Annotated in this window: 22 protein-coding genes; 11 read left to right on the top strand and 11 right to left on the bottom strand. The window is 71.3% G+C overall.

Annotated elements, in window-relative coordinates; all coding sequences use genetic code 11:
* Window positions 1–17: 17 nt before the first annotated feature.
* Window positions 18–620: a hypothetical protein gene (locus tag CFI00_RS05330; RefSeq protein WP_207084225.1), complete on the bottom strand. Its 603-nt coding sequence runs from the start codon at window positions 618–620 to the stop codon at window positions 18–20.
* A 78-nt stretch (window positions 621–698) separates the two neighbouring features.
* Between CFI00_RS05330 and deoC the strand changes: the two genes are divergently transcribed.
* Genes deoC through CFI00_RS05315 form a run of 3 tightly spaced genes read left to right on the top strand, consistent with a single transcriptional unit; the run spans window position 699 to window position 4,000 of the window.
* The gene (gene deoC / locus CFI00_RS05325; RefSeq protein WP_207084224.1) at window positions 699–1,691 is read left to right on the top strand and encodes a deoxyribose-phosphate aldolase; all 993 of its coding nucleotides are present in this window, start codon (window positions 699–701) and stop codon (window positions 1,689–1,691) included.
* Window positions 1,692–1,703: 12 nt separating this feature from the next.
* Complete coding sequence (locus tag CFI00_RS05320) at window positions 1,704–3,143, top strand: aldehyde dehydrogenase family protein (protein WP_207084223.1); 1,440 nt, start codon at window positions 1,704–1,706, stop codon at window positions 3,141–3,143.
* Window positions 3,140–4,000, top strand: a complete 861-nt coding sequence (locus CFI00_RS05315) for an aldehyde dehydrogenase family protein (RefSeq protein ID WP_207084222.1) — start codon at window positions 3,140–3,142, stop codon at window positions 3,998–4,000. The genes CFI00_RS05320 and CFI00_RS05315 overlap by 4 nt, the downstream gene beginning before the upstream one ends.
* A gap of 80 nt (window positions 4,001–4,080) precedes the next feature.
* Here the strand turns inward: CFI00_RS05315 and CFI00_RS05310 are convergent, their stop codons facing one another.
* Entirely contained in the window at window positions 4,081–5,748 is a 1,668-nt protein-coding gene (locus tag CFI00_RS05310; protein WP_207084221.1) for a substrate-binding domain-containing protein, read from the bottom strand.
* Window positions 5,749–5,842: 94 nt separating this feature from the next.
* On the opposite strand from CFI00_RS05310, the gene CFI00_RS05305 reads away from it, so the two are divergent.
* Together CFI00_RS05305 and CFI00_RS05300 are read left to right on the top strand one after the other, a co-directional pair.
* Window positions 5,843–6,502 (top strand): ATP-binding protein, encoded by a 660-nt coding sequence (locus tag CFI00_RS05305; protein ID WP_242532692.1) that lies wholly within the window; start codon window positions 5,843–5,845, stop codon window positions 6,500–6,502.
* Complete coding sequence (locus CFI00_RS05300; RefSeq protein WP_207084220.1) at window positions 6,499–7,014, top strand: hypothetical protein; 516 nt, start codon at window positions 6,499–6,501, stop codon at window positions 7,012–7,014. Before CFI00_RS05305 ends, CFI00_RS05300 begins: the two co-directional genes overlap by 4 nt.
* On the opposite strand, the gene CFI00_RS05295 is transcribed toward CFI00_RS05300, so the two are convergent.
* Window positions 7,001–8,107: an adenosine deaminase gene (locus CFI00_RS05295; RefSeq protein WP_207085383.1), complete on the bottom strand. Its 1,107-nt coding sequence runs from the start codon at window positions 8,105–8,107 to the stop codon at window positions 7,001–7,003. The genes CFI00_RS05300 and CFI00_RS05295 overlap by 14 nt on opposite strands.
* 53 nt (window positions 8,108–8,160) lie before the next feature.
* Between CFI00_RS05295 and CFI00_RS05290 the strand changes: the two genes are divergently transcribed.
* Window positions 8,161–8,613: a MaoC family dehydratase gene (locus tag CFI00_RS05290; RefSeq protein ID WP_207084219.1), complete on the top strand. Its 453-nt coding sequence runs from the start codon at window positions 8,161–8,163 to the stop codon at window positions 8,611–8,613.
* 82 nt (window positions 8,614–8,695) lie between these two features.
* Here the strand turns inward: CFI00_RS05290 and CFI00_RS05285 are convergent, their stop codons facing one another.
* Together CFI00_RS05285 and CFI00_RS05280 are read right to left on the bottom strand one after the other, a co-directional pair.
* Window positions 8,696–9,979, bottom strand: a complete 1,284-nt coding sequence (locus tag CFI00_RS05285; RefSeq protein WP_207084218.1) for a thymidine phosphorylase — start codon at window positions 9,977–9,979, stop codon at window positions 8,696–8,698.
* Window positions 9,979–10,386 (bottom strand): cytidine deaminase, encoded by a 408-nt coding sequence (locus tag CFI00_RS05280; protein WP_207084217.1) that lies wholly within the window; start codon window positions 10,384–10,386, stop codon window positions 9,979–9,981. Before CFI00_RS05280 ends, CFI00_RS05285 begins: the two co-directional genes overlap by 1 nt.
* Window positions 10,387–10,552: 166 nt before the next feature.
* On the opposite strand from CFI00_RS05280, the gene CFI00_RS05275 reads away from it, so the two are divergent.
* From CFI00_RS05275 to CFI00_RS05255, 5 genes are all read left to right on the top strand, one after another.
* Window positions 10,553–11,680, top strand: a complete 1,128-nt coding sequence (locus CFI00_RS05275; protein WP_207084216.1) for a BMP family ABC transporter substrate-binding protein — start codon at window positions 10,553–10,555, stop codon at window positions 11,678–11,680.
* A 246-nt stretch (window positions 11,681–11,926) separates the two neighbouring features.
* Window positions 11,927–13,450, top strand: a complete 1,524-nt coding sequence (locus tag CFI00_RS05270; protein WP_207084215.1) for an ABC transporter ATP-binding protein — start codon at window positions 11,927–11,929, stop codon at window positions 13,448–13,450.
* Window positions 13,447–14,712 carry an ABC transporter permease gene (locus tag CFI00_RS05265; protein ID WP_242532691.1) on the top strand — a complete coding sequence of 422 codons (1,266 nt, stop codon included), beginning with the start codon at window positions 13,447–13,449 and terminating at the stop codon, window positions 14,710–14,712. The genes CFI00_RS05270 and CFI00_RS05265 overlap by 4 nt, the downstream gene beginning before the upstream one ends.
* On the top strand, window positions 14,709–16,010 hold the full coding sequence (locus CFI00_RS05260; RefSeq protein ID WP_242532690.1) for an ABC transporter permease: 1,302 nt from the start codon (window positions 14,709–14,711) through the stop codon (window positions 16,008–16,010). The genes CFI00_RS05265 and CFI00_RS05260 overlap by 4 nt, the downstream gene beginning before the upstream one ends.
* A gap of 118 nt (window positions 16,011–16,128) precedes the next feature.
* Window positions 16,129–17,307 (top strand): ATP-binding protein, encoded by a 1,179-nt coding sequence (locus tag CFI00_RS05255; RefSeq protein ID WP_207084214.1) that lies wholly within the window; start codon window positions 16,129–16,131, stop codon window positions 17,305–17,307.
* Here the strand turns inward: CFI00_RS05255 and CFI00_RS05250 are convergent.
* The 6 genes from CFI00_RS05250 to CFI00_RS05225 are packed head-to-tail and all read right to left on the bottom strand — an operon-like array spanning window position 17,293 to window position 26,217.
* Window positions 17,293–18,498, bottom strand: coding sequence for an amidohydrolase (locus CFI00_RS05250; protein ID WP_207084213.1), 1,206 nt, complete (start codon window positions 18,496–18,498; stop codon window positions 17,293–17,295). The genes CFI00_RS05255 and CFI00_RS05250 overlap by 15 nt on opposite strands.
* 12 nt (window positions 18,499–18,510) lie before the next feature.
* The gene (gene meaB / locus CFI00_RS05245; protein WP_207084212.1) at window positions 18,511–19,500 is read right to left on the bottom strand and encodes a methylmalonyl Co-A mutase-associated GTPase MeaB; all 990 of its coding nucleotides are present in this window, start codon (window positions 19,498–19,500) and stop codon (window positions 18,511–18,513) included.
* A complete protein-coding gene (gene scpA / locus CFI00_RS05240; RefSeq protein ID WP_207084211.1) occupies window positions 19,500–21,704 on the bottom strand; it encodes a methylmalonyl-CoA mutase in 2,205 nt (734 codons plus the stop codon). The genes meaB and scpA overlap by 1 nt, the downstream gene beginning before the upstream one ends.
* Window positions 21,701–23,503, bottom strand: a complete 1,803-nt coding sequence (locus CFI00_RS05235; RefSeq protein ID WP_207084210.1) for a methylmalonyl-CoA mutase family protein — start codon at window positions 23,501–23,503, stop codon at window positions 21,701–21,703. Before CFI00_RS05235 ends, scpA begins: the two co-directional genes overlap by 4 nt.
* A 60-nt stretch (window positions 23,504–23,563) precedes the next feature.
* Window positions 23,564–24,340 carry a succinate dehydrogenase/fumarate reductase iron-sulfur subunit gene (locus CFI00_RS05230; protein WP_207084209.1) on the bottom strand — a complete coding sequence of 259 codons (777 nt, stop codon included), beginning with the start codon at window positions 24,338–24,340 and terminating at the stop codon, window positions 23,564–23,566.
* On the bottom strand, window positions 24,337–26,217 hold the full coding sequence (locus tag CFI00_RS05225; protein WP_242532689.1) for a fumarate reductase/succinate dehydrogenase flavoprotein subunit: 1,881 nt from the start codon (window positions 26,215–26,217) through the stop codon (window positions 24,337–24,339). Before CFI00_RS05225 ends, CFI00_RS05230 begins: the two co-directional genes overlap by 4 nt.
* Window positions 26,218–26,265: the final 48 nt, after the last annotated feature.

The following is a 26,265-nucleotide window of genomic DNA, read 5'->3' as shown; positions in this document are numbered from 1 at the left end:
CGAGCCCCGAGACCGGGTCAGAGGAAGATGCTGACCACCAGCACCAGGGTCGCTGCCGCGATGAGCGCGATGGGCAGCCGGTCCGGCGTACGGCGTACGGCGTCGGGCAGCGCCAGCTGCTCCTTCGAGCCGGGCCGGACCCCCTCGGCGGCACGGGCCTGGTCGACGAGGTCGTAGAGGCGGGTCTCGACGAAGTCGGCGTAGGCCATGCCCTCGCGTGCCTCGCCCGACGCGGACGGCCGGGCCGTGACGGCCTTGCGCCACGAGCGACCCACCACGGTCGACACCCAGCGGCGGTCGCCCGCGCGCACAGCCAGCACCTGGCGCACCGCCATCTCCTCGACCGCGGCCAGGCGGATGTGGACCGTCTCCACCAGGTTGCGCATGACCAGGTGCTCACCGGTGGCCCAGAGCGCCGGCCGCAGCATCGCCGCCCACGCCAGCACCCCGACCAGCAGCGCGAGCCCCACGACCCAGGGCGGGAAGCCGTCGTCGAGGTAGGCCAGGCCGACCAGCGCGACGACCGCGGAACCCACCACCGCGAGCCACCCGGTCACCTGTCCGCTGGTGGGGTGGAACCGCTCCACGACGTCGTCCGAGTGGTCCTGCAGGGGTGCCATGTTCTCCTCGTCCTTTTGGGCAGACCTTGGCCCTCCGTGGATTGTCCGGGTCCTCGCGGCCAACTCTATGCTGGGTCGGTGACACCCACTTCCAGCTCCACGGCGAGCACCGCCTCGAGCGCCGGCGTCCTCGACGACGTCGTGCGCTCGGAGTCCTCGCTCCGCCGCTTCCTCCACGGCCTCCCCGGGGTCGACCAGGTCGGGTGCGAGGCCCGCGCCGCAGGCCTGGCCACCCGGTCCATCAAGACCACGTCGAAGGCCTTCGCCATCGACCTGGCCATCCGGATGGTCGACCTGACCACGCTCGAGGGCCAGGACACCCACGGCAAGGTCCGCGCGCTCGCCTCCAAGGCGATGCGCCCCGACCCGGCCGACCCGACCTGCCCGGCCACCGCCGCCGTCTGCGTCTACCCCGACATGGTCGCCACGGCGAAGCAGACGCTCGGCGACAGCGGCGTGCACGTCGCAGCCGTCGCGACCGCCTTCCCGAGCGGCCGCGCCGCGATGGACATCAAGCTCGCCGACACCCGTGACGCGGTCGAGGCCGGCGCCGACGAGATCGACATGGTCATCGACCGTGGCGCGTTCCTGTCGGGGCGCTACCTCGACGTCTACGAGGAGATCGTCCAGGTCAAGGAGGCCTGTGCCAGGCCTGACGGGTCGAGCGCGCACCTCAAGGTGATCTTCGAGACCGGCGAGCTGCAGACCTACGACAACGTACGTCGCGCCAGCTGGCTCGCGATGATGGCCGGAGGCCACTTCATCAAGACCTCCACCGGCAAGGTCCAGCCCGCCGCGACCCTCCCGGTCACCCTCATCATGCTCGAGGCGGTCCGCGACTTCCGCGACCAGACCGGGCAGATGGTCGGCGTCAAGCCCGCCGGCGGCATCAAGACCACGAAGGACGCCATCAAGTACCTCGTGATGGTCAACGAGATCGCCGGTCCCGACTGGCTCGATCCCGACTGGTTCCGCTTCGGTGCGTCCACGCTGCTCAACGACCTGCTGATGCAGCGCACCAAGATGACGACCGGTCGCTACTCCGGTCCCGACTACTTCACGCTGGACTGAGGCCTGAGCCACATGAGCAACATCTTCGAGTACGCCCCCGCACCCGAGTCGCGCGCCGTCGTCGACATCAAGCCGTCCTACGGCCTGTTCATCAACGGCGAGTTCGTCGACGGCCACGGCAAGGCGTTCAAGACCGTCAACCCCGCGACCGAGGAGGTCCTCGCCGAGGTCGCCGAGGCCGACGACGCCGACGTCGACGAGGCCGTCAAGGCCGCCCGCCGCGCCTACACCCGCGTCTGGTCGCGCATGTCGGGCGCCGAGCGCGCCAAGTACCTCTACCGCATCGCCCGGATCATCCAGGAGCGCGGCCGCGAGCTCGCCGTCCTGGAGTCGATCGACAACGGCAAGCCGATCAAGGAGTCGCGCGACGTCGACATCCCCGTGGTCGCCGCCCACTTCTTCTACTACGCCGGCTGGGCCGACAAGCTCGAGCACTCCGGCTACGGCTCGACCCCGCTCGGCGTGGCCGGCCAGGTCATCCCGTGGAACTTCCCGCTGCTGATGCTGGCGTGGAAGATCGCCCCCGCGCTGGCGTGCGGCAACACCGTCGTGCTGAAGCCGGCCGAGACCACCCCGCTGACCGCGCTGCTCTTCGCGGAGATCTGCCAGCAGGCCGACCTCCCGCCCGGTGTGGTCAACATCGTCACCGGCGCCGGCGACACCGGCCGTGCGATCGTGTCGCACCCGGACGTCGACAAGGTCGCCTTCACCGGCTCGACCGAGGTCGGCAAGGCCATCGCCCGCGCGGTGGCCGGGACCGACAAGAAGGTGACCCTCGAGCTCGGTGGCAAGGCCGCCAACATCGTCTTCGACGACGCGCCGCTCGACCAGGCGATCGAGGGCATCGTCAACGGCATCTTCTTCAACCAGGGCCACGTCTGCTGCGCCGGCTCCCGCCTGCTCGTCCAGGAGTCCGTGGCCGACGAGGTGCTGGAGCGCCTCAAGCGCCGGATGTCCACGCTCCGGATGGGCGACCCGCTCGACAAGAACACCGACGTCGGCGCCATCAACTCCGGCGAGCAGCTCAAGCGCATCCGCGAGCTGTCCGAGGTCGGCGACGCCGAGGGCGCCGAGCGCTGGGAGGTCGCGTGCGACCTGCCGACGAAGGGGTTCTGGTTCCCGCCGACGCTGTTCACCGGCGTCTCGCAGGCCCACCGGATCGCCCGCGAGGAGATCTTCGGCCCCGTCCTGTCGGTGCTGACCTTCCGCACGCCGTCGGAGGCGGTCGAGAAGGCCAACAACACGCCGTTCGGCCTCTCCGCCGGCGTGTGGACCGACAAGGGCTCGCGCATCCTGTCCATGGCCAACCGGCTGCGGGCCGGCGTGGTCTGGGCCAACACGTTCAACAAGTTCGACCCCACCTCGCCGTTCGGCGGCTACAAGGAGTCCGGCTACGGCCGCGAGGGCGGTCGCCACGGGCTCGAGGCCTACCTGAAGGGAGCGGACTCGTGAGCCGCATCGACGTGCGCAAGACCTACAAGCTCTACATCGGGGGCCAGTTCCCCCGCTCGGAGTCGGGCCGCTCCTACGTCGTCAACGACACCAAGGGCCGCCTGCTCGCCAACGCCGCGCAGGCCTCGCGCAAGGACGCCCGCGACGCAGTCGTGGCCGCCCGCGCGGCCTTCGGTGGCTGGTCGGGGAGGACGGCGTACAACCGGGCGCAGGTCGTCTACCGCATCGCCGAGGTGCTGGAGGGCCGCCGCGAGCAGTTCGAGGCCGAGCTCCGCGCGGCCGAGGGCGTCTCCGCGACCAAGGCCAGGACCTACGTCGACGCCGCGATCGACCGGCTCGTCTGGTACGCCGGGTGGGCCGACAAGATCACCCAGGTGGTGGGCAACGCCAACCCGGTCGCCGGACCGTTCTTCAACCTGTCCACGCCCGAGCCGAGCGGCGTGATCGCCGTCGTCGCCCCCCGGGGCGCCCTCCTGGGCCTGGTCAGCGTGGTGGCGCCGCTCATCGTCACCGGCAACACCGTCGTGGTGATCGCCAGCCAGGACAACCCGCTCACCGCGATCACGCTCGGCGAGGTCATGGCGACCAGCGACCTGCCCGGCGGCGTGGTCAACGTGCTCACCGGCTCGCAGGCCGAGATCGCCCCGTGGCTGGCCTCGCACATGGACGTCAACGGCCTCGACCTGACCGGCGTCGAGGACGCCGCGCTGGCGACCGACCTCGAGGTGGCCGCGGCCGACAACCTCAAGCGCGTACGCCGTCCCGCCCCCGACACCGACTGGCTCCTGGAGCCGGCCCTGGACCGGATGACCCGGTTCATGGAGACCAAGACGGTCTGGCACCCGATCGGGGTCTGACACCTCCCCCGAGCACCGCACAGGCAACGACGACGGCCCCCGGAAATCCTCCGGGGGCCGTCGTCGTGCGTGCGGGTCGATCAGCGGTTGAGCAGCGCCTGGGCCAGCACCCCGAGGATCTCGTTGGGGTTCTCGACCAGGAAGTTCTGCCCGCCGGTCGCCGCGGCGATCTGCTCGAGCTCACCGGTGTCGGCGTCCTGCGAGATGCCGATGATGATCACCTTGACCGGCTTCGCGGGGTCGCGGACCGACTTCAGCTGGTTGACCAGCGACTCCAGGGACAGCGAGCTCGAGTCGTCGCTGGCGCCGTCGGTCATGATCACCACGGAGTTGAACCACGCCGGGTCCCACTTCTCCTGGGCGTACTTGTAGGCCGCCAGCGTGGTGTCCATGACACCGGTGCCGCCGTTGACGCGGCCGGGGAGGCCGCCCGCCACCTTGCGCACCACGTCGCCGTGCGTGCCGGCGTCACCGGCAGGCGCGTCGAGCCGGTCGAGGGTGGCGTACTCCTCGTAGGACGCACCGCCCTCACCGCGGTTCTTCGAGAAGCCCCAGATGCCGATGCGGGCCTGGGCCGGGAACGCGTCGAGCGCGACCTGGGAGGCGGTGACGGCCAGCTGGATGCGGGTGGTGTCACCGATGGCGGTCTTCATCGAGCCCGACAGGTCGACGACCGCGAGGATGCTCGAGGGCACCGACAGCACGCGCCACTGGCGCAGCGCGTCGTCGGTGGTCTTCTGCGGCACCGTGTTGAGCACCCGGGCGTTGCCGAGGCCGATGTCGTTGGGCAGCGAGGCGCCGTCGGGGCCGCGCAGCTCGGCGGCGGCGATCGCCTCCACGCCGGCGCTCGAGGTGAACCAGCGCGTCAGCGCACGGCCGACGCGGGCCGAGATGTCGCCGCCGGAGGCCAGGATGTCCTTGTTGCCGCGGTTCACGTCGATCAGCGGGTACTGCAGCATCGGCACACCGGTCTTCGGGGCCACCAGGGTGAGCTGGTCGTTGCTGCGGCGGGCCGTGAGGTAGGCCTGCTCGGTGGCGGGCACCAGCTGGGTGCTGGAGGCGGAGATCGTGGAGAGGTCGGTCTCGTTGGCGCTGCCGGCCACGGCGCGCTCGCCGTAGGTCTGGGCGACCGGGACGGTCTTCTCCTCGATGGTCGCGGCGGTCTCGCCGGTCTTCTTCATCTCCGCGTAGGGGGCGAGCAGCGCGAGCGCCGAGGCGCCCTCCGCGCTCGGGTCGGCCATCGCCAGGCTGCCGCCGTCGAGGACACCGGCCCACGACGCGGGCGCCTCGGCTGCCGGGCCGCCGATGAGGCCGACGGGGGTCTGGGCGAGCACCTCGGCGACCGGCGAGCCGGTCCATCCGGCGGCCGTGAGCTGGCCCTTCCAGGTCGGGCTGTCCGGGATCCAGATCTCGGGCAGCTGGGCGTCGGGGTCGCTGAGCAGCGCCACCACGTCCTTCACCGAGCCGGTGGAGACCTGGATGTCGATGCAGGGCTCGTCGGCGTTGACGTCCTTCACTGCCTCGCGGACCAGGTCCTCCATCACCGGCGCGGTGGTCAGCGTCACCTGCTCGGAGACGCAGTCGGCGCCCCCGGGGGTGTCGCTGTTGCCGCGCATGGCGAAGAATGTGATGAAGGCGAGCACGAGCACGAGCGCGAGTCCGCCCAGCACGAAGGGGTTGCCGGAGCGGCGTACGGCGGCTCCGGAGTTGTCCACGCTTTCGGGCGCGGTCGAGTCGTCCTGACTCATGAGGTCCTCCCACAAGAACGTCAATCGGGGGTCTGGGCGAGACTAATCTCCAGCCCGATCGTCCGTGGCCGAACGAGGAAATGAGTTCGTAACGATGAGCACAGCCCAGGTGGTCGTCCTGGCCGGCCCCAGCGGCGCCGGGAAGTCCCGGCTCGCCGAGCGGCTCGGACTCCCGGTCCTGCGGCTCGACGACTTCTACAAGGACGGCGACGACCCGACCCTGCCGCGCATCGACCACGGCGCCAACGCCGGGCTCGTCGACTGGGACCACCCCGACTCCTGGCACGAGGCCGACGCGATGGCCGCGCTGCGCGAGCTCTGCGCCACCGGGCGCAGCGAGGTGCCGATCTACGAGATCGCGCAGAACGGTCGCTGCGGGTCGCGCACGGTGGACCTGCTCGGGAGCACGCGCTTCGTCGCGGAGGGCATCTTCGCCCCCGACGTCGTGGCCGCGTGCCGCGAGGAGGGCCTGCTGGCGGCGGCCTACTGCATCACCCAGCACCCCCTCGTCACCTTCTGGCGCCGGCTGAGCCGCGACCTGCGTGAGCACCGCAAGCCTCCTCTGATGCTCGTGCGCCGTGGCTACGCCCTCGCCCGCGACCAGCGCCGCGTGGTCGCCCACGCCCTCGGGCAGGGCTGCCGCCGCGCCACCGGCGACCAGGCGTACGCCGAGCTGACCGCGAGCGCGCAGGCACGCTCCGACTCCCGCTCCGGGTCCCGCTCCGACTCCCGCTCCGACTCAGGGTCCGCGTGAGGCTCCAGCAGCCCGACCGCCGCTCCTGCGGCGCGGCCGCCCTGGTGATGGCACGCCGGCTGGCGCTCCCCCACTACGCCGGCCTCGTGGGCGACCAGGCGAGCTTCGCGCACGAGGTGAGCACCCTGCACCGCCGGCTCACCTCGCTGGCGGACACCGCGGGCGGCTGGCAGGTGCCGTGGCCCCGCGCGCTCGGCACCCCGCCGTGGGCGGTGGCGCGCGAGCTCGGCCTGGTCACCGGGGTGCCCTACGCGACCCGGCCCGTACGCCTCGGGCGGCGCGTGTGGCCGCACCTGGCCGCCGCGACCCCGCTGCGGCCGGTCGCGGTCTACGTCGGCGACCGGCTGCTGCCCCGCCACGTCGTGCTGGTGACCGGGACCGGGGCGGACGGTGCCGAGACCTACGAGCCCGCGTCCGGGCTCGTCACCGCCGTGGCGTCCGGACGCTGGGAGCGCGGCGACCTCGCCCTCGCCGGCTGGGACCGGCCGTGGCTGGTCGTCAGCCCGCGATGAGCGCGGCGTAGCCCGGCTTGACGACCTCGTCGATGATCTTCAGGCGCTCGTCGAAGGGCAGGAAGGCCGACTTCATCGCGTTGATGGTGAACCACCGCAGGTCCTCCAGCGTGTAGCCGAAGGCCTCGACCAGGCCGAACATCTCCTTCGTCATCGACGTCTGGCTCATCAACCGGTTGTCGGTGTTGACCGTCACGCGGAAGCGCAGGTCGGTGAGCAGCCCGATCGGGTGCTCGGCGAAGGAGGAGGCGGCGCCGGTCTGGAGGTTGGAGCTCGGGCACATCTCCAGCGGGATCCGCTTGTCGCGGACGTAGGCCGCGAGCCGGCCCAGCTCGACCGAGCCGTCGTCGGCGACGGTGATGTCGTCGGCGATGCGGACGCCGTGACCGAGCCGGTCGGCGCCGCACCACTGGATCGCCTCCCAGATCGACGGCAGCCCGAAGGCCTCGCCGGCGTGGATGGTGAAGTGCGCGTTCTCGCGCTGGAGGTACTCGAAGGCGTCGAGGTGGCGGGTGGGCGGGAAGCCCGCCTCGGCGCCCGCGATGTCGAAGCCCGCGACCCCGCGGTCGCGCCAGGCGATGGCGAGCTCGGCGATCTCCATCGAGCGGGCCTGGTGACGCATCGCGGTCAGCAGCTGGCGTACGACGATCCTGCCGCCCGCGGCGGCCATGCCGGCGTCGAAGCCCTCCTGCACGGCGGCGACCACCTCGTCGAGCGTCATGCCGTTGGCGACGTGCTGCTCGGGCGCGTAGCGCACCTCGGCGTAGACGACGCCGTCGGCGGCGAGGTCCTCGACGCACTCGCGGGCGACGCGGGCGATGGCCGGACCGTTCTGCATGACCGCGACGGTGTGGTCGAAGGTCTCGAGGTAGCGCACCAGCGACCCCGAGTCGGCCGACTCCGCGAACCACTGCCCCAGCGACTCCGCGTCGGCGGCCGGCAGCTCGTGGCCGATCTCCGCGGCGAGCTCCACGATGGTCTGCGGGCGCAGCCCACCGTCGAGGTGGTCGTGCAGCAGCACCTTGGGTGCGGCGTGGACCTGCTCGCGGGTCGGGCGGGCAGGGACAGCGGTGGAGGTCGGGGTCTCGGTCACGTCGTTCACGTGCCCATCCAACCAGCCGACCGGCAGCGTCCTAGGGTGAGGCCATGCGCACCTTCACCACGCTCGACGACGTCGCCGCCGCCGCAGGCTCCGAGATCGGCACCAGCGAGTGGCTCACGGTCGACCAGGCCCGGATCGACGCCTTCGCCGACGCCACCCTCGACCACCAGTGGATCCACGTGGACGCCGAGGCGGCTGCGGCCGGACCCTTCGGGACCACGATCGCGCACGGCTTCCTCACCCTGAGCCTGCTCCCCCACTTCGCCTCGCAGGTCTTCAGCCTCGAGACGCCCGGGGCGCGCCTCAACTACGGACTGGAGAAGGTGCGCTTCCCCGCCCCGGTGCCGGTCGACAGCCGGCTCCGCTCGCACGTGCGCTTCGGCGAGGTGCGCGACCTGCCCGCGGGCAAGCAGCTGATCGTCGAGCACACGGTCGAGATCGAGGGCCAGGACAAGCCCGCCTGCGTCGCCCAGCACGTGGTGCTGCTGCTCGCCTGAGTCGCGTTCCCCGGGTACCCGGGGAAACTGGAGCCTCCACCCCGAAGCTTCGGGGGTGAGGCTCCAGCTTGGGCCGGGAAGGTCAGCTGATCCGGTCGAGCACGATCGGACCGGCGGCGAAGCCGGCACCGTCGCCGATGTCGTAGCCACCGTCGAGCGAGGCGAGCGCGCGGTCGAAGCGCTCCGGCTCGTCGGTGAGCAGCGTGAACAACGGCTGGCCCTCGGTGACCCCGTCGCCGGGGCGCGCGTGCCAGACCACGCCGGCACCGGCCTGCACCGGGTCCTCCTTGCGGGCGCGTCCGGCGCCGAGACGCCACGCGGCCAGCCCGACCGCCATCGCGTCGAGGCGGGTGAGGGTGCCGGTGGCCGGCGCGACGACGACGTGCGACTCCTTCGCCTGCGGGAGCGCGGCGTCGGGGTCACCGCCCTGGGCGCGGATCATCGCCTTCCAGGCGTCCATGGCCGAGCCGTCGGCCAGCTTGTCGGCCGGGTCGACGTCGTCGCGCCCGGCGCCGGCGAGCATCTCGCGGGCCAGGGCGAGCGTGAGCTCGACGACGTCGGCGGGGCCGCCCCCGGCCAGCACGTCGACCGACTCCTGCACCTCCACGGCGTTGCCGGCGGTCAGGCCGAGCGGGGTGGCCATGTCGGTGAGGAGCGCGACGGTGTGCACGCCGGCGTCCGTGCCGAGCGCCACCATCGTCTCGGCGAGCTCGCGCGCCGTCGTGAAGTCCTTCATGAAGGCACCGCTGCCGACCTTGACGTCGAGCACCAGCGCGCCGGTGCCCTCGGCGATCTTCTTGCTCATGATCGAGCTCGCGATCAGCGGGATCGCCTCGACGGTGCCGGTCACGTCACGCAGGGCGTAGAGCTTCTTGTCCGCCGGGGCAAGGCCGTCGCCGGCGGCGCAGATGACCGCGCCGACGTCCTCGAGGATCGAGAACATCTCGTCGTTGCTCAGCGCGGCACGCCAGCCGGGGACGGACTCGAGCTTGTCGAGGGTGCCACCGGTGTGGCCCAGGCCGCGGCCGGACAGCTGGGGCACGGCCACGCCGCAGGCCGCCACGAGCGGCGCCAGCGGGAGGGTGATCTTGTCGCCGACCCCGCCGGTGGAGTGCTTGTCGGCGGTCGGACGCGAGAGCGTGGAGAAGTCCATCCGCTCCCCCGAGGCGATCATCGCGGCGGTCCAGCGCGCGATCTCGGTGCGGTTCATCCCGTTGAGCAGGATCGCCATCGCGAGCGCCGACATCTGCTCGTCGGCGACCTCGCCGCGGGTGTAGGCGTCGATGACCCAGTCGATCTGGCTGTCGCTGAGCTCGTGCTTGTCGCGCTTGGCGAGGATCACCTCGACGGCGTCGTGTGCGGGCATCAGCGGGTTCCTTCGTTCTTGGTGAGGTCGTCGGGACCGAAGGCGTCGGGCAGCACCTCGGACATGGGCTTGACGCCGGAGACGGTCCAGACCAGCAGGTCCGGCCCACCGTGCTCGAAGAGCAGCTGGCGGCAGCGGCCGCAGGGCATGATCACCTCGCCGGCACCGTCGACACACACGAAGTGCGTCAGCCGACCGCCGCCGGTGGCGTGGAGCTGGGACACGAGTCCGCACTCCGCGCACAGCACGACGCCGTACGCCGCGTTCTCCACGTTGCAGCCCACCACGCGCCTGCCGTCGTCGGCCAGCGCGGCGGCGCCCACGGGGTAGCGGGAGTAGGGAGCATAGGCGCGTCCCATCACCTCGACGGCGGCAGCCTTCAGCTCGTCCCAGTCCTTCTGATCCACGCGGCCACTATGGCCTATGGCGGGCCGAGTGGGTTTTGGCAGGGTTTGCCGAAAGAGGGCGCCAACGTTTTATGTCTCAACCTGATACCAGAAGTGGCGTTCCGCGTGACGGGTGGCACAGCGGCAGGCATCATTCCCTCGGAAAGCTGACCCCATCCCGGGGTGCATGAACCTGGAGGCATTTGTGAAGAAGTCGAGGAAGGTCGTCGCGCACGGTCTCGTGGCGCTGCTCGCAGCCGCGAGCCTTGCTGCGTGCGGCGACGCGCCCGAGGAAGACACCAACGACAGCGGGAGCGAGGCCGCTGCCAGCGACTTCCAGCCGTGCATCGTCTCCGACGCCGGCGGTTTCGACGACAAGTCGTTCAACCAGCTGGGCTACGAAGGCGCCAAGCAGGCCGCCGACGAGCTGGGCGTCGACCTGATCGACGTCGAGTCGAACAGCGAGAACGACTTCGGCCCGAACCTCGAGAGCCTGGTCGGCCAGGGCTGCGACGTCATCGTGACCGTCGGCTTCGCCCTCGCCTCGGCGACCAAGGAGTCGGCCACGGCCAACCCGGACATCGAGTACGTCCTCATCGACGACTCGGCCGACGGTGGCGACGACGGTGCGACCTTCGACGGCGAGGCCGACGTCGAGAACATCAAGCCGCTGCTCTACAACACCGCCGAGGCTGCGTTCCTCGCCGGCTACGCCGCTGCCGACTACACCAAGACCGGCAAGGTCGGCACCTACGGCGGCATGCCCTTCCCGACCGTGACGATCTTCATGGACGGCTTCAAGCAGGGCGCCGAGTACTACGCCGAGGAGAACGGCAAGGACGTCGAGGTCGTCGGCTGGGACGGCGAGAACGGCTCGTTCACCGGTGGCTTCGAGGCCAACGAGGCCGCGACCAGCACCGCCAAGCAGATCCTCGACCAGGACGTCGACGTGATCCTGCCGGTCGGTGGCCCGATCTACCAGGGCGCCATCACGGCCATCCAGGACTCCGGTGACGACATCGCGATGATCGGCGTCGACGCCGACCTCTACGAGACCGACCCGTCCACCCAGGACTACGTCATGACCTCGATCCTCAAGGGCATGAAGGTCTCGACCTACGAGGCCGTCCTGGCCGCGGGCAACGACGAGTTCGACTTCTCGCCCTACATCGGCACCCTCGAGAACGACGGGGTCGGCATCGCGCCGTTCCACAACTTCGAGGACAAGGTCGACCCCGGCCTGGCCGACAAGCTGGACGAGGTGAAGGCCGGCATCATCGACGGCTCCATCACGGTCGAGTCCTACCTGGGCTGATCGCCAGCACGCTCCACCACGCGGGGGAGGTCGACGGTCTCGTCGGCCTCCCCCTCGTGTGCCGGGAGGCAGTTGCCAGACCGGCCGACGGACCTTTGGCACATCTCGGGGCAGTGCCTCCGGAGCCCCCACAGTTACCCTTCCCGCGCGCTCCCGCGCGGCCGTACGCGACCGCCCCACCAGGCAGGCCGTACCACGACCCCGGTCCAGACCTGCGGACCCTTGCGACCCCTAGGATGCGATGCCATGAGACTCGTCCTGCGAGGCATCACCAAACGCTTCGGCAGCATGGTGGCCAACGACTCGATCTCCCTGACGGTCGAGCCCGGAGAGGTCCACTGCCTGCTCGGCGAGAACGGAGCCGGCAAGTCGACCCTGATGAACGTGCTCTACGGCCTCTACAAGGCCGACGAGGGCGAGATCGAGCTCGACGGCGAGGTCCAGCACTTCACCGGGCCGGGCGACGCGATGGCCGCCGGCATCGGCATGGTCCACCAGCACTTCATGCTCATCCCCGTCTTCTCCGTCGCCGAGAACGTGATGCTCGGCAACGAGAGCACCGGTTTCGCCGGCACCCTCGACCTCGACGCCTCCCGCGCCCGCGTCACCGAGATCTCCGAGCGCTTCGGCTTCCACGTCGACCCCGATGCCCTCGTCGAGGACCTCCCGGTCGGCGTGCAGCAGCGCGTGGAGATCATCAAGGCCCTGTCCCGCGACGCCGAGCTCCTCGTCTTCGACGAGCCGACCGCGGTGCTCACCCCGCAGGAGACCGACGAGCTGATGGAGATCATGCGCCAGCTCAAGGAGGCCGGCAAGGCGATCGTCTTCATCACCCACAAGCTGCGCGAGGTCCGCGCGGTCGCCGACCGGATCACCGTCATCCGCCTCGGCAGGGTCGTCGGCGAGGCCGAGCCGACCGCCAGCAACGCCGAGCTCGCCTCGATGATGGTCGGTCGCCCGGTCGAGCTGGTCGTGCACAAGGACGCCCCGACCCTCGGCGCCGACGCCCTCGTCGTGAAGGACCTGCGCGTCACCGACCTCGCCGGGCACAAGCAGGTCGACGGCCTCAGCTTCACCATCCGGGCCGGCGAGGTCCTCTGCGTGGCCGGCGTGCAGGGCAACGGCCAGACCGAGCTCACCGAGGCACTGCTGGGCCTCCAGGACGACGTCAGCGGGTCGATCACCCTCGACGGCGTGGAGCTGGTCGGGCGCTCGACGCGCCGGATCCTCGACGCCGGCGTCGGGTTCATCCCCGAGGACCGCCAGGTCGACGGCCTGGTGCCCACCTTCACCATCGCCGAGAACCTCATGCTCAACCGCAGCTTCAAGTCGCCCTTCGCCAAGAACGGCAACCTGCGCCTGGGCGCGCTGCGCGAGTTCGCGCAGAAGAAGCTCAAGGAGTACGACGTCCGTGCGCGCGACATCGACTCGCTGGCCGGCAACCTCTCCGGCGGCAACCAGCAGAAGGTCGTCGTGGCCCGCGAGCTCTCGCGCGACCTGCGCCTGCTCGTCGCGGCCCAGCCCACCCGCGGCGTCGACGTGGGCTCGATCGAGTTCATCCACAAGCAGATCGTCGCCACGCGCGACAGCGGCATCCCCGTCCTGGTGGTCTCCACCGAGCTCGACGAGGTGGTCGCACTTGCCGACCGCATCATGGTGCTCTACCGCGGCAGGGTCGTCGGCGTCGTGCCGGCCGACACGCCCCGCGAGACCCTCGGCCTGATGATGACCGGCGAACGCCCGAAGGACCTGAAGGACGTGGCCTCGTGAACGACACCGACAAGCCCCAGCCGGGCCAGCCGGAGCCCCAGCCGGAGGACACCACCGGCCAGACCCTGACCGAGCCGGCCCCCGAGGACCGCCAGCGGGAGGAGCGCTCGCGCTCGCTGCTGCGCGAGATCGTGTCCGGCGACGCCCTGGCCGGCGTGCTCGCGGTGTTCCTCGCCGTCTTCGTCGGCTCGGTGATGATCGCCGCGACCGACGAGGGCGTGCGCGAGACCGCGAGCTACATCACCGCCCGCCCCTCCGACTTCTTCACCGCCCTGTGGGACGCCATCTCCGGCGCCTACAGCGCGATGTTCCGCGGCTCGGTCTTCAACTACCTCCTCACCGAGCCGGCCCAGCAGTGGCGCCCGCTCACCGAGACCCTGAAGTTCGCCGGCCCGCTGATCCTCGGTGGCCTCGGCGTCGGCCTGGCCTTCCGCGCGTCCCTGTTCAACATCGGTGGCCGTGGCCAGATGCTCCTCGCCGGTGGCGCGGCCGGCTACGTCGGGTTCCAGTTCGACCTGCCGACGATCGTGCACCTCCCGCTCGCGCTCATCGTCGCCGTGGTCGCCGGCGCGCTGTGGGGTGGGATCGCCGGCCTGCTCAAGGCCCGCACCGGTGCGCACGAGGTGATCGTCACGATCATGCTCAACTACGTCGCCTACTACCTGCTCTTCTACGCCCTCACCAAGGACTGGCTCCTCAAGACGCCCGGCTCGGTCAACCCGAAGTCGCCGCCGATGAAGGACAGCGCCACGCTCCCGAAGGTGCTCGGCGAGCAGTTCAACCTCCACCTCGGCTTCGTGATCGCGCTGGTCGCGGTCGGCGTCGCGTGGTGGCTGCTCAACCGCTCCACCCTCGGCTACCGCATCCGCGCGGTCGGCGAGAATCCCCACGCCGCCCGGGCCTCCGGCATCAACGTCGGCATGACCTACACGATCGTGATGATGATCGCGGGCTCGCTGCTCGGCCTGGCCGGTGCCAACCAGGTGCTCGGCACCGTGACCAGCGGCGTCTCGCTCGACCTCGACGCCTCGATCGGCTTCGACGCCATCACCGTCGCGCTGCTCGGTAGGTCCCGGCCGCTGGGCATCCTGGCCGCCGGCATGCTGTTCGGCGCGCTCAAGGCGGGCGGTTTCACCATGCAGGCCTCGGAGAGCATCTCCGTCGACCTCGTGCTGGTGGTCCAGTCGCTGATCGTCCTCTTCCTCGCCGCTCCTCCCCTGGTGCGCGCGATCTTCCGGCTCCCCGCCCAGGAGGCCAAGTGAGCACCGTGACCACCCCCACCCCCGACACCGGTGGGCTGGCTCCCGACGCCGCGGTGACCCCCACCAAGGGCATCGGCGCCAAGAAGCTGCCGATCATCTTCGGTGTGCTGACGGCGCTGCTCGGCGTCATCCTGCTGCGCTCCAGCCCCTCCGGTGACACCACCTTCCAGCTGGCAGCCGGCACCGACTTCGTCACGCTGCCCGACATCGTGGTTCCCTCGGGCCCCACGGCGTGGGTGATGGTGGTGCTGTGCCTGGCACTCACCGCCGAGGCCGTACGCCGCATGCTGGCGCACGCGCGGCAGCCGATCTGGATCCCGATCGGCTTCGCCGTCGCGTGGATGACCGGCTTCCTCAGCTGGGCCGCGGCCGACGAGCGCATCCGCGTGGTGAGCCTGCTCGGCGGCGCCGTGGCGCTCGCCATCCCGCTCGTCTTCGGTGCGCTGGGCGGTGTGCTCGGCGAGCGCGCCGGCGTGGTCAACATCGCGATCGAGGGCCAGCTGCTCTTCGGTGCGTTCGCGGCGGCCGTCACCGCCTCGCTCACCGGTTCGCCGTGGGCGGGCCTGGTCTCCGCCATGGTGGCCGGCGCCCTGATCGCGCTGATCCTGGGCCTGTTCGCGATCACCTACTTCGTCGACCAGGTCATCGTCGGCGTGGTGCTCAACGTGCTCGTCGTCGGTCTGACGAACTTCCTGTTCCGCCAGGTCCTCGCGCCCAACGCCGACACGCTCAACTCCCCGGACCGATTCAGCGCGATGCCCATCCCGATCCTGGGCGAGATCCCGCTGATCGGCCCGATCCTGTTCCGCCAGACCCCGCTCGTCTACGTGCTCTACGTGGTCGTCGCGCTCGTCGCGTACGCCCTCTACCGCACCCGCTGGGGCCTGCGGGTCCGCGCGGTCGGCGAGCACCCGAAGGCCGCGGACACCGTCGGGATCAAGGTCAACCGCACCCGCTACCGCACGATCCTGCTCGCCGGCGCCATCGCAGGCATGGGCGGCGCCTACTTCAGCCTGGTCTCGGTCGCGGGCTTCAACCGCGAGATGACCGGCGGCGCGGGCTTCATCGCCCTCGCCGCGGTCATCTTCGGCAAGTGGGACCCGATCCGCGCCACCCTGGCGGCACTGCTCTTCGGCTTCGCGTCCAACCTGCAGGGCGTGCTCTCCGCGATCGGCTCGCCGGTTCCGAGCCAGTTCATGCTGATGCTCCCCTACCTCGTCACCATCTTCGCGGTGGCGGGCCTGGTGGGACGCTCCCGCCCGCCGGCGGCCGACGGAGTGCCCTACCGACAGCAGTGACCCGTCGCTGATCGACAGGAGGGCCCGGTGCGCAGGCACCAGGCCCTCCTGCATTCCCGTGACCGGTGATCGGTGACGTACGGTCCTCGGGACCGGCAACGATCCTGCGGAGGTTCTCGTGGACCAGCTCGACCCGTCCGCCCCGCCGACCTCGAGGGTCGGCGAGGAGTCACTGGCGCAGAGCAGCGAGCGCTACGCCTCGATGTTCACCCACCATCCGCACGCGGCGTACAGCGTGGACCTGCGCGGCTACTTCACCGACGCCAACGCCCGCGCGCTCGAGATGACCGGCCTGAGCCTGCAGGAGCTGCGGCACACGCACTTCTCCGAGGTCATCCACCCGGAGGACAAGCACCTGCTCGGGGATGCCTTCGGTCGCGCGATGTCGGGCGAGCCCCAGGTCGCCGAGGCGCGCGTCCTGCGGCCCGACGGTGTGGTCGTGGACATCCGGTGCACCGGCATCCCACTGGTCGTCGCCGGCGAGGTCGTCGGCATCCACGGCATCACCGAGGACGTCACCGAGGCCAAGCAGCTGCTGCGCGACCTCGAGGAGGCCAACCTCGCCAAGAGCCTCTTCCTCGCCACGGTGAGCCACGAGCTCCGTACGCCCCTCGCGGCCCTCGTCGGGGCCACCGACCTGCTGATGGCCTCCGACCTCGAGCCCGAGCCCGCGCACTTCACCCGGCTCGTCCACCGCTCCGGGCAGCGGCTCACGCACCTGGTGCACGACCTGCTGGAATTCTCCGGGCTGGAGGCGCACCAGACCGTCCTGCACCCGGGTCCCTTCGACGTGCGCGAGCTGGTCCAGGACGTCGCGGAGTGGGCCGTTCCGTTCGCCGAGAGCCGCGACCTGTCCATCTCGTTCGTGGTCGACGAGGCGGTCCCGCGGACCGCGTTCGGCGATGCGCGCCGGATCACCCAGGTGGTCACCAACCTGGTGCAGAACGCGATCACCTTCACCTCGTGCGGCTCGGTGTGCGTGCGCGTCCGGGCCGGCGCGGCGCCCGACGACGCGACGACCTCCGGCACCTGGGTCGAGTTCACCGTCCTCGACAGCGGGATCGGGATCGCCGAGGAGCACGTCGAGAGCCTCTTCGACCCCTTCACCCAGACCGACCGCTTCACCGCGCGCGAGCAGCGTGGGATCGGGCTGGGGCTCGCGATCTGCCGCCAGCTGGTCGACCTCATGGGGGGTCGGCTCGAGGTCTGCTCGGCGCCCGGCGAGGGCAGCACCTTCACCTTCGCCGTGCCCCTCGGTCGCGCCGACGGGCCGGCGCCCGCCTCAGCCGGCGGCTGAGAGGGCGGTGACCGCCGCCTCGGCGAGCACGCGGGCGGCGATCGGGGTAGCCGCCTCGTCGATGCGGAGGTTGCCCTGGTGGAGGTCGTAGGTCGCTCCGCCGGATGTGCGGGTCCCGAGCCGCGCCATCGCGCCGGGCACCGAGTCGAGGAACCAGCCGAAGTCCTCGCCGCCCAGGCTCTGGGCGGTCGAGACGTGGCCGTGCGGGCCGAGGACGTTCTCGACCCCGATCCCGAGCAGCCGGGTCGACTCCTCGTGGTTGACCACCGGCGGCACGCCGCGCTGGTAGGTCACCTCCGCGGTCACGCTGTAGGGGGCGACGATCGCGGTGATGAGCTGGCGGATGAGGTGCTCGGCGTCGGCCCACGCGACCGCGTCGAGCATCCTGACCGTGCCCGCGACGACGCCGCCGTGCGGGATCACGTTGGGCGCCGAGCCCGCGCGCACCATCCCCCACACCACGCTGACACCGGCGCGCGGGTCGAGGCGGCGGCTCAGGATGGCGGGCAGCTCGGTGATGACCTTGCCCAGGGCGAAGGTGAGGTCCTCGGTGAGGTGCGGACGCGAGGTGTGCCCGCCCTTGCCGATCAGCCGGACGGTGAGCGAGTCGGCGGCGCCGGTCAACGGCCCCTCACGCAGCCCGATCCGGCCGACGTCCAGGCTGGGGTCGCAGTGGAGCCCGAAGACGTGCGAGACGCCCTCGAGCGCTCCCGCCGAGATGAGGTGCAGCGCCCCGCCGGGCATGACCTCCTCGGCCGGCTGGAAGAGCAGCCGCACCCGTCCCGGGAGCAGGCCGCGGACGGCGACCTCCGCGAGGGCCAGGCCGGCGCCGACGAGTCCCGCGGTGTGCACGTCGTGCCCGCAGGCGTGGGCCACACCGGGGACGGTGCTGCGCCACGGGTCGGAGATCAGGTCGTCGACGGGCAGGGCGTCGAGGTCGGCGCGCAGCGCCACCAGCCGATCGCCGTGACCGATCTCGGCGATCACTCCCCCGCCCTGCGGGCGGGCGATGTCCCACCCGGCCCCCTCGAGCGCGGAGACCACCGCCTCGGACGTGCGGTGCTCCTCCCAGCTGAGCTCGGGGTGAGCGTGCAGGTCACGCCGGAGGGCGACGAGGTCGTCGGCGTACTTGTCGACGATCTCGGAGATCACGGCACTGGTGACGGACGAGGCGGGGGGTGTGTCAGGCATAACCCTCGCAGTCTAGTTCGCGTCCCCGTCGTAGGCGGCGAGAAGCCGGTCCGCGGCCAGGGGGGCGGGCAGCTCGCCCGCCAGCACCGCACGGCGTACGTCGTCGCGCACTGCCGCGACGCCCGGCGAGGTCCGCAGCCGCTGGGCGAGCTCGTCGCGCACGAGTGCCCAGGTGAAGTCGAGCTGCTGCCCGGCGCGCTTGTGGGCCAGGCCGTCGGCGCCGAGGTGGGCGCGGTGCTCCCCCACGTGCTGCCAGACGTCGTCGACCCCGGCCCCGGTGAGTGCGGAGCAGGTGACGACCGGGGGCGCCCACTCCGCGTGGCCGCGCACGAGGCGCAGCGCTCCGGCGAGCTCGCGGGCGGCGACGCGGGCGTCCGCCTCGTGGGGTCCGTCGGCCTTGTTGACCGCGACGACGTCGGCGATCTCGAGGATGCCCTTCTTGATGCCCTGGAGCTGGTCGCCGGTGCGCGCGATGGTGAGGAAGCAGAAGGTGTCGACCATCCCGGCGACGGTGACCTCCGACTGGCCGACGCCGACCGTCTCCACGAGCACCACGTCGTGGCCGGCGGCCTCCAGCACCAGCATCGCCTGGGTGGTCGCGCGGGCCACTCCGCCCAGCGTCCCGGCGGTGGGCGAGGGGCGGATGAAGGCGCGGGGGTCCACCGCGAGGGTCGCCATCCGGGTCTTGTCGCCCAGCACCGAGCCGCCCGTGCGCACCGACGACGGGTCGACGGCCAGCACGCCGACGCGGTGCCCGGCGGCGGTCAGCCGGGTGCCGAGCGCCTCGATGAAGGTCGACTTGCCCACGCCCGGCACGCCGGAGATGCCGACGCGGGTCGCGGGCGGCAGCTCGGTGTCGGCGAGCAGGGTCAGCAGCTCGCGGGCAGCCGCCCGGTGCTCGGTCCGCGACGACTCGACCAGCGTGATGGCGCGCGAGACGTCGGCACGACGCCCGGCGCGGACCCCCTCCACCAGCGCGGCGACGTCCACGGGACGAGCCATCAGGCGGTCTGCTCCCGCAGGCGTGCGATGAGGTCGAGCGCGGACTCCGCGATCACCGTGCCGGGCAGGAACACCGCGGCCGCACCCATCTCCCGGAGCGTCTCGACGTCGTCGGGCGGGATGACGCCCCCGATGACGATCATGATGTCGGGGCGCCCCTGGTCGGCCAGCGCCTGCTTGAGCGCCGGCAGGAGGGTCAGGTGTCCCGCGGCCAGCGAGGAGACGCCGACGATGTGCACGTCGGCGTCGATCGCCTGCTGGGCGACTTCCTCGGGCGTGGAGAACAGCGGGCCCACGTCGACGTCGAAGCCGAGGTCGGCGAAGGCGGTGACGACGACCTTCTGTCCGCGGTCGTGGCCGTCCTGGCCCATCTTGGCCACGAGGATGCGCGGGCGGCGACCCTCTTCGGCCTCGAACTCCTCGGTCGCGGCGAGGACCTCGGCGACCTTGCCACCGGCTGCCCCGTCGGACTTGGCTGCCTCGTCGCGGTACACGCCGCTGATCGTACGGATCACCGCCTGGTGGCGGCCGTAGACCTTCTCCAGCGCGTCGGAGATCTCCCCGACGGTGGCCTTGGCGCGGGCCGCGTCGACGGCCAGCGCGAGGAGGTTGCCCTCGAGGGAGCCGCCGCCGACCGGGCCGCGCTCGGCCGAGGCCGTCAGCGCGTCCAGCGAACGGCGTACGGCGTCGTCGTCGCGCTTGGCGCGCAGCCGCTCGAGCTTGGCGACCTGCTGGCGGTAGACGTCGTCGTTGTCGACGCGCAGCACGTCGAGCTTGTCCTCGACCGGGAGCCGGAAGGTGTTCACGCCGATGACCTTCTGGGCACCCGAGTCGATGCGCGCCTGGGTGCGGGCGGCCGCCTCCTCGATGCGCATCTTGGGGATCCCCTGCTCGATCGCCGCCGCCATGCCGCCGGCCCGCTCGGCCTCGAGGATGTGGGCCCAGGCCCGCTCCGCCAGGTCGTGGGTGAGCTTCTCGACGTAGTAGGAGCCGGCCCACGGGTCGATGACGTGGGTGGTGCCGGACTCCTGCTGCAGCAGCAGCTGGGTGTTGCGCGCGATGCGCGCGGAGAAGTCGGTGGGCAGCGCGATCGCCTCGTCGAGGGCGTTGGTGTGCAGCGACTGGGTGTGGCCCTGGGTCGAGGCCATCGCCTCGATGCAGGTGCGCCCGACGTTGTTGAAGACGTCCTGCGCGGTGAGCGACCAGCCCGACGTCTGGCTGTGGGTGCGCAGCGAGCGCGACTTGGGGTTCTGCGGGTCGAAGTCGTCCACGAGCCGGGCCCACAGCGCCCGGGCGGCGCGCATCTTGGCGACCTCCATGAAGAAGTTCATCCCGATGGCCCAGAAGAAGCTCAGCCGCGGGGCGAACTGGTCGATCGTCATCCCGGTGCCGAGGCCGGCGCGGATGTACTCCACGCCGTCGGCGAGCGTGTAGGCCAGCTCCAGGTCGGCGGTCGCCCCGGCCTCCTGGATGTGGTAGCCGGAGATCGAGATGGAGTTGAAGCGCGGCATCTTCTGGCTGGTGAAGGCGAAGATGTCGCTGATGATCCGCATGCTCGGCGCCGGCGGGTAGATGTAGGTGTTGCGGACCATGAACTCCTTGAGGATGTCGTTCTGGATGGTCCCCGCGAGCTGCTCCGGCTTCACCCCCTGCTCCTCGGCCGCCGCGATGTAGAGCGCGAGCACGGGCAGCACCGCACCGTTCATCGTCATCGACACCGACATCTCGTCGAGCGGGATGCCGTCGAAGAGGGTGCGGGTGTCGTAGATCGAGTCGATCGCCACGCCCGCCATGCCCACGTCCCCGCGCACCCGCGGGTGGTCGGAGTCGTAGCCGCGGTGGGTCGCGAGGTCGAAGGCGACGCTCAGGCCCTTCTGCCCGGCCGCGAGGTTGCGACGGTAGAAGGCGTTGGACTCCTCGGCGGTGGAGAAGCCGGCGTACTGCCGGACCGTCCACGGCTGGGTGGTGTACATCGTCGGGTAGGGGCCGCGCAGGAACGGCGCGATGCCCGGCCACGTGTCGAGGCCGTCGAGTCCCTCGAGGTGCTCGGGGCCGTAGACCGGGAGGATGTCGATGCCCTCCGGGCTCGTCCACGGCTCCCCTGCGCCCCCTTCGGTGGTTGAGGTGCGAGCGCTGTGTCGATCGGTGCCGGGAGCCTCGAAACCTCCCAGACCCACCTCCGCAAAGTTCTCCGGAATGCTCATCGGCTGAGCTCCTCTCGGATCCGGCCGAGGAAGCCGAGCGCATCGACCCCCATGGCACACGAGTCGTCGACGTCGGTCACGGTCTTCTCCCCCGGCTTGCCCGCGAGCACGACGTACGCCGCACCTGCCGCACGCAGCGCGGCGACGAGGTCGGCGCCCCACTCGGCGTAGGCCGCGTCGGTGCCGGCCAGGCAGGCGACCCGCTGGCCGGACCAGGCCGCGGTGACCGCGTCCACGCCGTCGGTCGGGCCGGCCGCCTCGACGGCGACGCCGCCGGCGGCGAACAGGTTGGTGGCGAAGGTGGCGCGTGCGGTGTGCGCGGCGATCGGGCCCATCGTGGCGAGGAAGACCTTCTCCGTGGCGGGCTCGGCCCGCATGTCCTCGTAGGCCCAGCCGTAGTGGCGCACGCCTCCACGGCCCCAGGGGGCGCGCTCGGGCAGGACCTCGGCGAGGTTCGGGAACTCCGAGATCCCCGTCAGCGGGCGCGAGCGGTCGGCGATGCCGGCGTCGCGAGCGGCCGCGACCGCGCGCACCCGCTCCTTGACGCCCGCAGCGGCCTGCTCGCCGAAGCCGCCGTCGGACTCGATCCGGCCCAGCTCGGCCCAGCCGGCCACGGCGAGGTCGTCGGTGAGCCTCTCGACGGCGTACGACCCGCCCGCGGGGTCGGACACCGCGGCGACGTGCGCCTCCTCGATGAGCAGGGAGGACGTGTTGCGGGCGATCCGCCGGCCGAACGCGTCGGGCTGGCCGAGCCGCTCGTCGAAGGGCACGACGGTGATCGCGTCGGCACCTCCGACACCGGCCGCGAAGGCCGCGACGGTGCCGCGGAGCATGTTCACCCACGGGTCCTGCTTCGTCATCATGGCGCGGCTGGTGATGACGTGCTGACGCTGCGCGACGTCGTCCGCACCGCTGGCGTCGAGCACCCTGGCCCAGAGTCGCCGTGCCGCGCGCAGCTTCGCGATCGTGGGGAACTGCTCGTCGGTGGAGGCGTAGCGGAACTCGATGAGACCGGCCGCCTCGTCCACGGTGAACCCCGCCTCGGCGAGGATCCGCAGGTAGTGGACGCCGACGGCCATCGTCCAGCCGAGCTCCTGGGCGTCGCTGGCGCCGCGGTCGTGGAGCGCCGTGCCGTCGACGACGGCACCGAGCACGCCGAGCGCCTGCGCCCGGCGGACGGTGTCGACGAAGGACCCGAAGGGCGTACGCCCGTCGTCGGCGACCCGGTGGCCGAACATCTCGGCGGTGGCCGGGTCGGCGGAGAGGTTGCTGCCGGGGTGCGGGTCGTTCGCGGTGTCCTCGAGCAGCCGGGCGAGCGCCTCGGACTGCTCGGCGTCGGGTCGCTCGAGGGTGACGGGGGCAAGGTCGAGCAGCACCCCACGCAGCGCGCGGGCCAGGTCGGTGCCGCGCTCGACGTCGAGGTGCAGCGAGGTGGCGCCGTTGTCGAGGTCGACCAGGGCCGCCTCGTTGACGGCGGCCGCGTCGTCGCCGACCAGCGGCGTACGGATGTCCCAGGCGCCGGTGCGCGTGGGACGGCCCGACGTGCGGAGGCCGTCGAGGTCGGCCGGCTGTCCGATCGGCGGCACGTCGATCCCGTCGAGCGTGGTCCGCGTCAGCACCGACCAGACGTCGGAGTCGGGTGCGTCGTCGCGCAGCCGCCGGGCCTTGCGCAGCACCGCCGCGGTCGCCGCCTCCCAGGCTGCGGGGCCGTAGGAGTCGCCCTCGCCCACCAGCCGGAGCGAGCCCTCCTCGGGCTGCAGCTCCTCGGGCTCGTCCAGTCCACCGTCGAGGTCGCTCATGAGTCGCAGGATAGGGCGAGCGTCACATCCGTGGCACTGCGCGGGCCTATGGGATACGTCTCAGACCTCGGTGCGGCCCTCGTCGTCCTTGCTGCGCAGACCGATCTTGTTGCCCAGCCAGACCAGGGGGTCGAACTTCTTGTCCACCACCCGCTCCTTCATCGGGATGATCGCGTTGTCGGTGATCCGGATGCCCTCGGGGCAGACCTCGGTGCAGCACTTGGTGATGTTGCACATCCCCAGGCCCGCCGCTCCCTGGGCGAGCTCGCGCCGGTCGTGGGTGTCGAGCGGATGCATGTCGAGCTCGGCGTAGCGCAGGAAGAAGCGCGGCCCGGCGAACGCCTCCTTGTTGTCCTCGTGGTCGCGTACGACGTGGCACACGTCCTGGCACAAGAAGCACTCGATGCACTTGCGGAACTCCTGGCCGCGCTCGACGTCGACCTGCGCCATCCGGCGCTTGCCGTCGCTGTCGCGGGGACCGAGCTTCGCGGCGGGCAGCTGCTTGGCCTTCTCGTAGTTGAAGGACACGTCGGTGACCAGGTCGCGGATGACCGGGAAGGTGCGCATCGGCGTCACCGTGATCGTCTCGTCCTGCTCGAAGTCCGAGAGCCGGCACATGCACATCAGGCGCGGGCGGCCGTTGACCTCGGCGCTGCACGAGCCGCACTTGCCGGCCTTGCAGTTCCACCGCACGGCCAGGTCACCGGCCTGGGTGGCCTGCACGCGGTGGATCGCGTCGAGCACGACCTCGCCGTCGGACACCTCGACCGGGAAGTCCTGGATCTCGCCGCCGTCCCGGTCGCCGCGCCAGATCCGCAATTTCAAGGTGTAGCTCATGCGAAGTACCCCTTCAGCTCGTCCGGCATCTCCGGCAGCGGCTTCTCCTGCAGCTCCACCCCGGTGCCATCGGCGTCGAGGGTGACCACGAGGTTCTTGGTGCCCCACGCGGGGTCGGGGCCCGGGAAGTCGTCGCGGGTGTGACCACCGCGCGACTCCTCGCGGGCGAGCGCGGCCTTCGCGATGCACTCGCTGACGATGAGCATGTTGCGCAGGTCGAGGGCGAGGTGCCAGCCGGGGTTGTACTGCCGGTGGCCCTCGACGACCATCGTCCGCGCCCGCTCCTTGAAGGCCTCGATCTCGCCCAGCGACTCCTCGAGCTCGGTGCGCGTGCGGATGATGCCGACCAGGTCGTTCATCGACTGCTGGAGGTCGGACTGGATGGAGTAGGGGTTCTCGCCACCCTCGACCTCGAAGGGCGCGAGCGCGCTCGCCTGCGCGGCCTTCACGTCCGAATCGTCGACCTGCGGCCGCGCGTCGCCCAGCGAGGCGGCGTACGTCGATGCGTGCTCGCCGGCGCGCTTGCCGAAGACCAGCAGGTCGCCCAGCGAGTTGCCGCCGAGCCGGTTCGAGCCGTGCATGCCGCCCGAGCACTCGCCCACGGCGTAGAGCCCGGTCACCGCGCTCTCCTGGGTGTCGGCGTCGACCTCGACGCCGCCCATCACGTAGTGGCAGGTGGGGCCGATCTCCATCGGCTCGGCCGTGATGTCGACGTCGGCGAGCTCCTTGAACTGGTGGTACATCGACGGCAGCCGCTTGCGGATGAACTCCGGCGTACGCCGCGAGGCGATGTCGAGGTAGATGCCGCCGTGCGGCGTGCCGCGTCCGGCCTTGATCTCGGAGTTGATCGCGCGGGCCACCTCGTCGCGTGGCAGCAGCTCCGGAGGACGGCGGTTGTTCTTCTTGTCCTCGTACCACGCGTCCGCCTCCTCGACGGTGTCCGCGGTCTCGGCCCGGAAGAACTCGGGGATGTAGTCGAACATGAAGCGCTCGCCCTCGGAGTTCTTGAGGATGCCGCCGTCGCCGCGCACCGACTCGGTGACCAGCAGCCCCTTCACCGAGGGCGGCCACACCATGCCGGTGGGGTGGAACTGCACGAACTCCATGTTGATCAGGCTCGCGCCGGCCCGCATCGCGAGCGCGTGGCCGTCACCGGTGTACTCCCACGAGTTCGAGGTGACCTTGAAGGACTTCCCGATGCCGCCGGTGGCGAGGATGACGCTGGGCGCGTCGAAGACGATGAAGCGCCCCGACTCGCGCCAGTAGGCGAAGGCGCCCGAGACCCGGCTCTGCCCGTCCTTGGCCTCCTTGAAGACGTCGGTGACCGTGCACTCCATGAAGACGTCGATGCCCAGCGACACCGCCCGCTGCTGGAGCGTGCGGATCATCTCCAGTCCGGTGCGGTCGCCGACGTGCGCGAGCCGGGCGTACTTGTGGCCCCCGAAGTCGCGCTGGGAGATCAGCCCGTCCTCGGTGCGGTCGAAGAGCGCACCCCAGTCCTCGAGCTCCTGGACCCGCTCCGGCGCCTCCTGCGCGTGCAGCTGCGCCATCCGCCAGTTGTTGAGCATCTTGCCGCCGCGCATGGTGTCGCGGAAGTGGACCTCCCAGTTGTCCTCCGGCCAGCGGTTGCCCATCGCCGCTGCGATGCCGCCCTCGGCCATCACCGTGTGGGCCTTGCCGAGCAGCGACTTGCACACGATCGCCGTACGCGCACCCGCGTCGTGGGCCGCGATCGCCGCGCGCAGCCCCGCCCCGCCCGCACCGACCACCACGACGTCGTACGCGTGGCGCTCCATGCCGCCGCGGGCCTCGCCGGACATCGCGTTGCCGGTCATCGGGTGGCGGCCCTCCGCCGGGGAACTGTTCTCGTTGATCATCGGGAGCCTTCCGGGGTCCCCGCGGAGTTGTCAGCGGAGGAGCGAAGC

Origin of the sequence: Nocardioides sp. S5, assembly GCF_017310035.1 — a bacterium.
Lineage (GTDB): Bacteria > Actinomycetota > Actinomycetes > Propionibacteriales > Nocardioidaceae > Nocardioides.
Note: the sequence above shows the minus strand (reverse complement) of the source record. Positions and strands in the feature narration are given on the sequence as shown.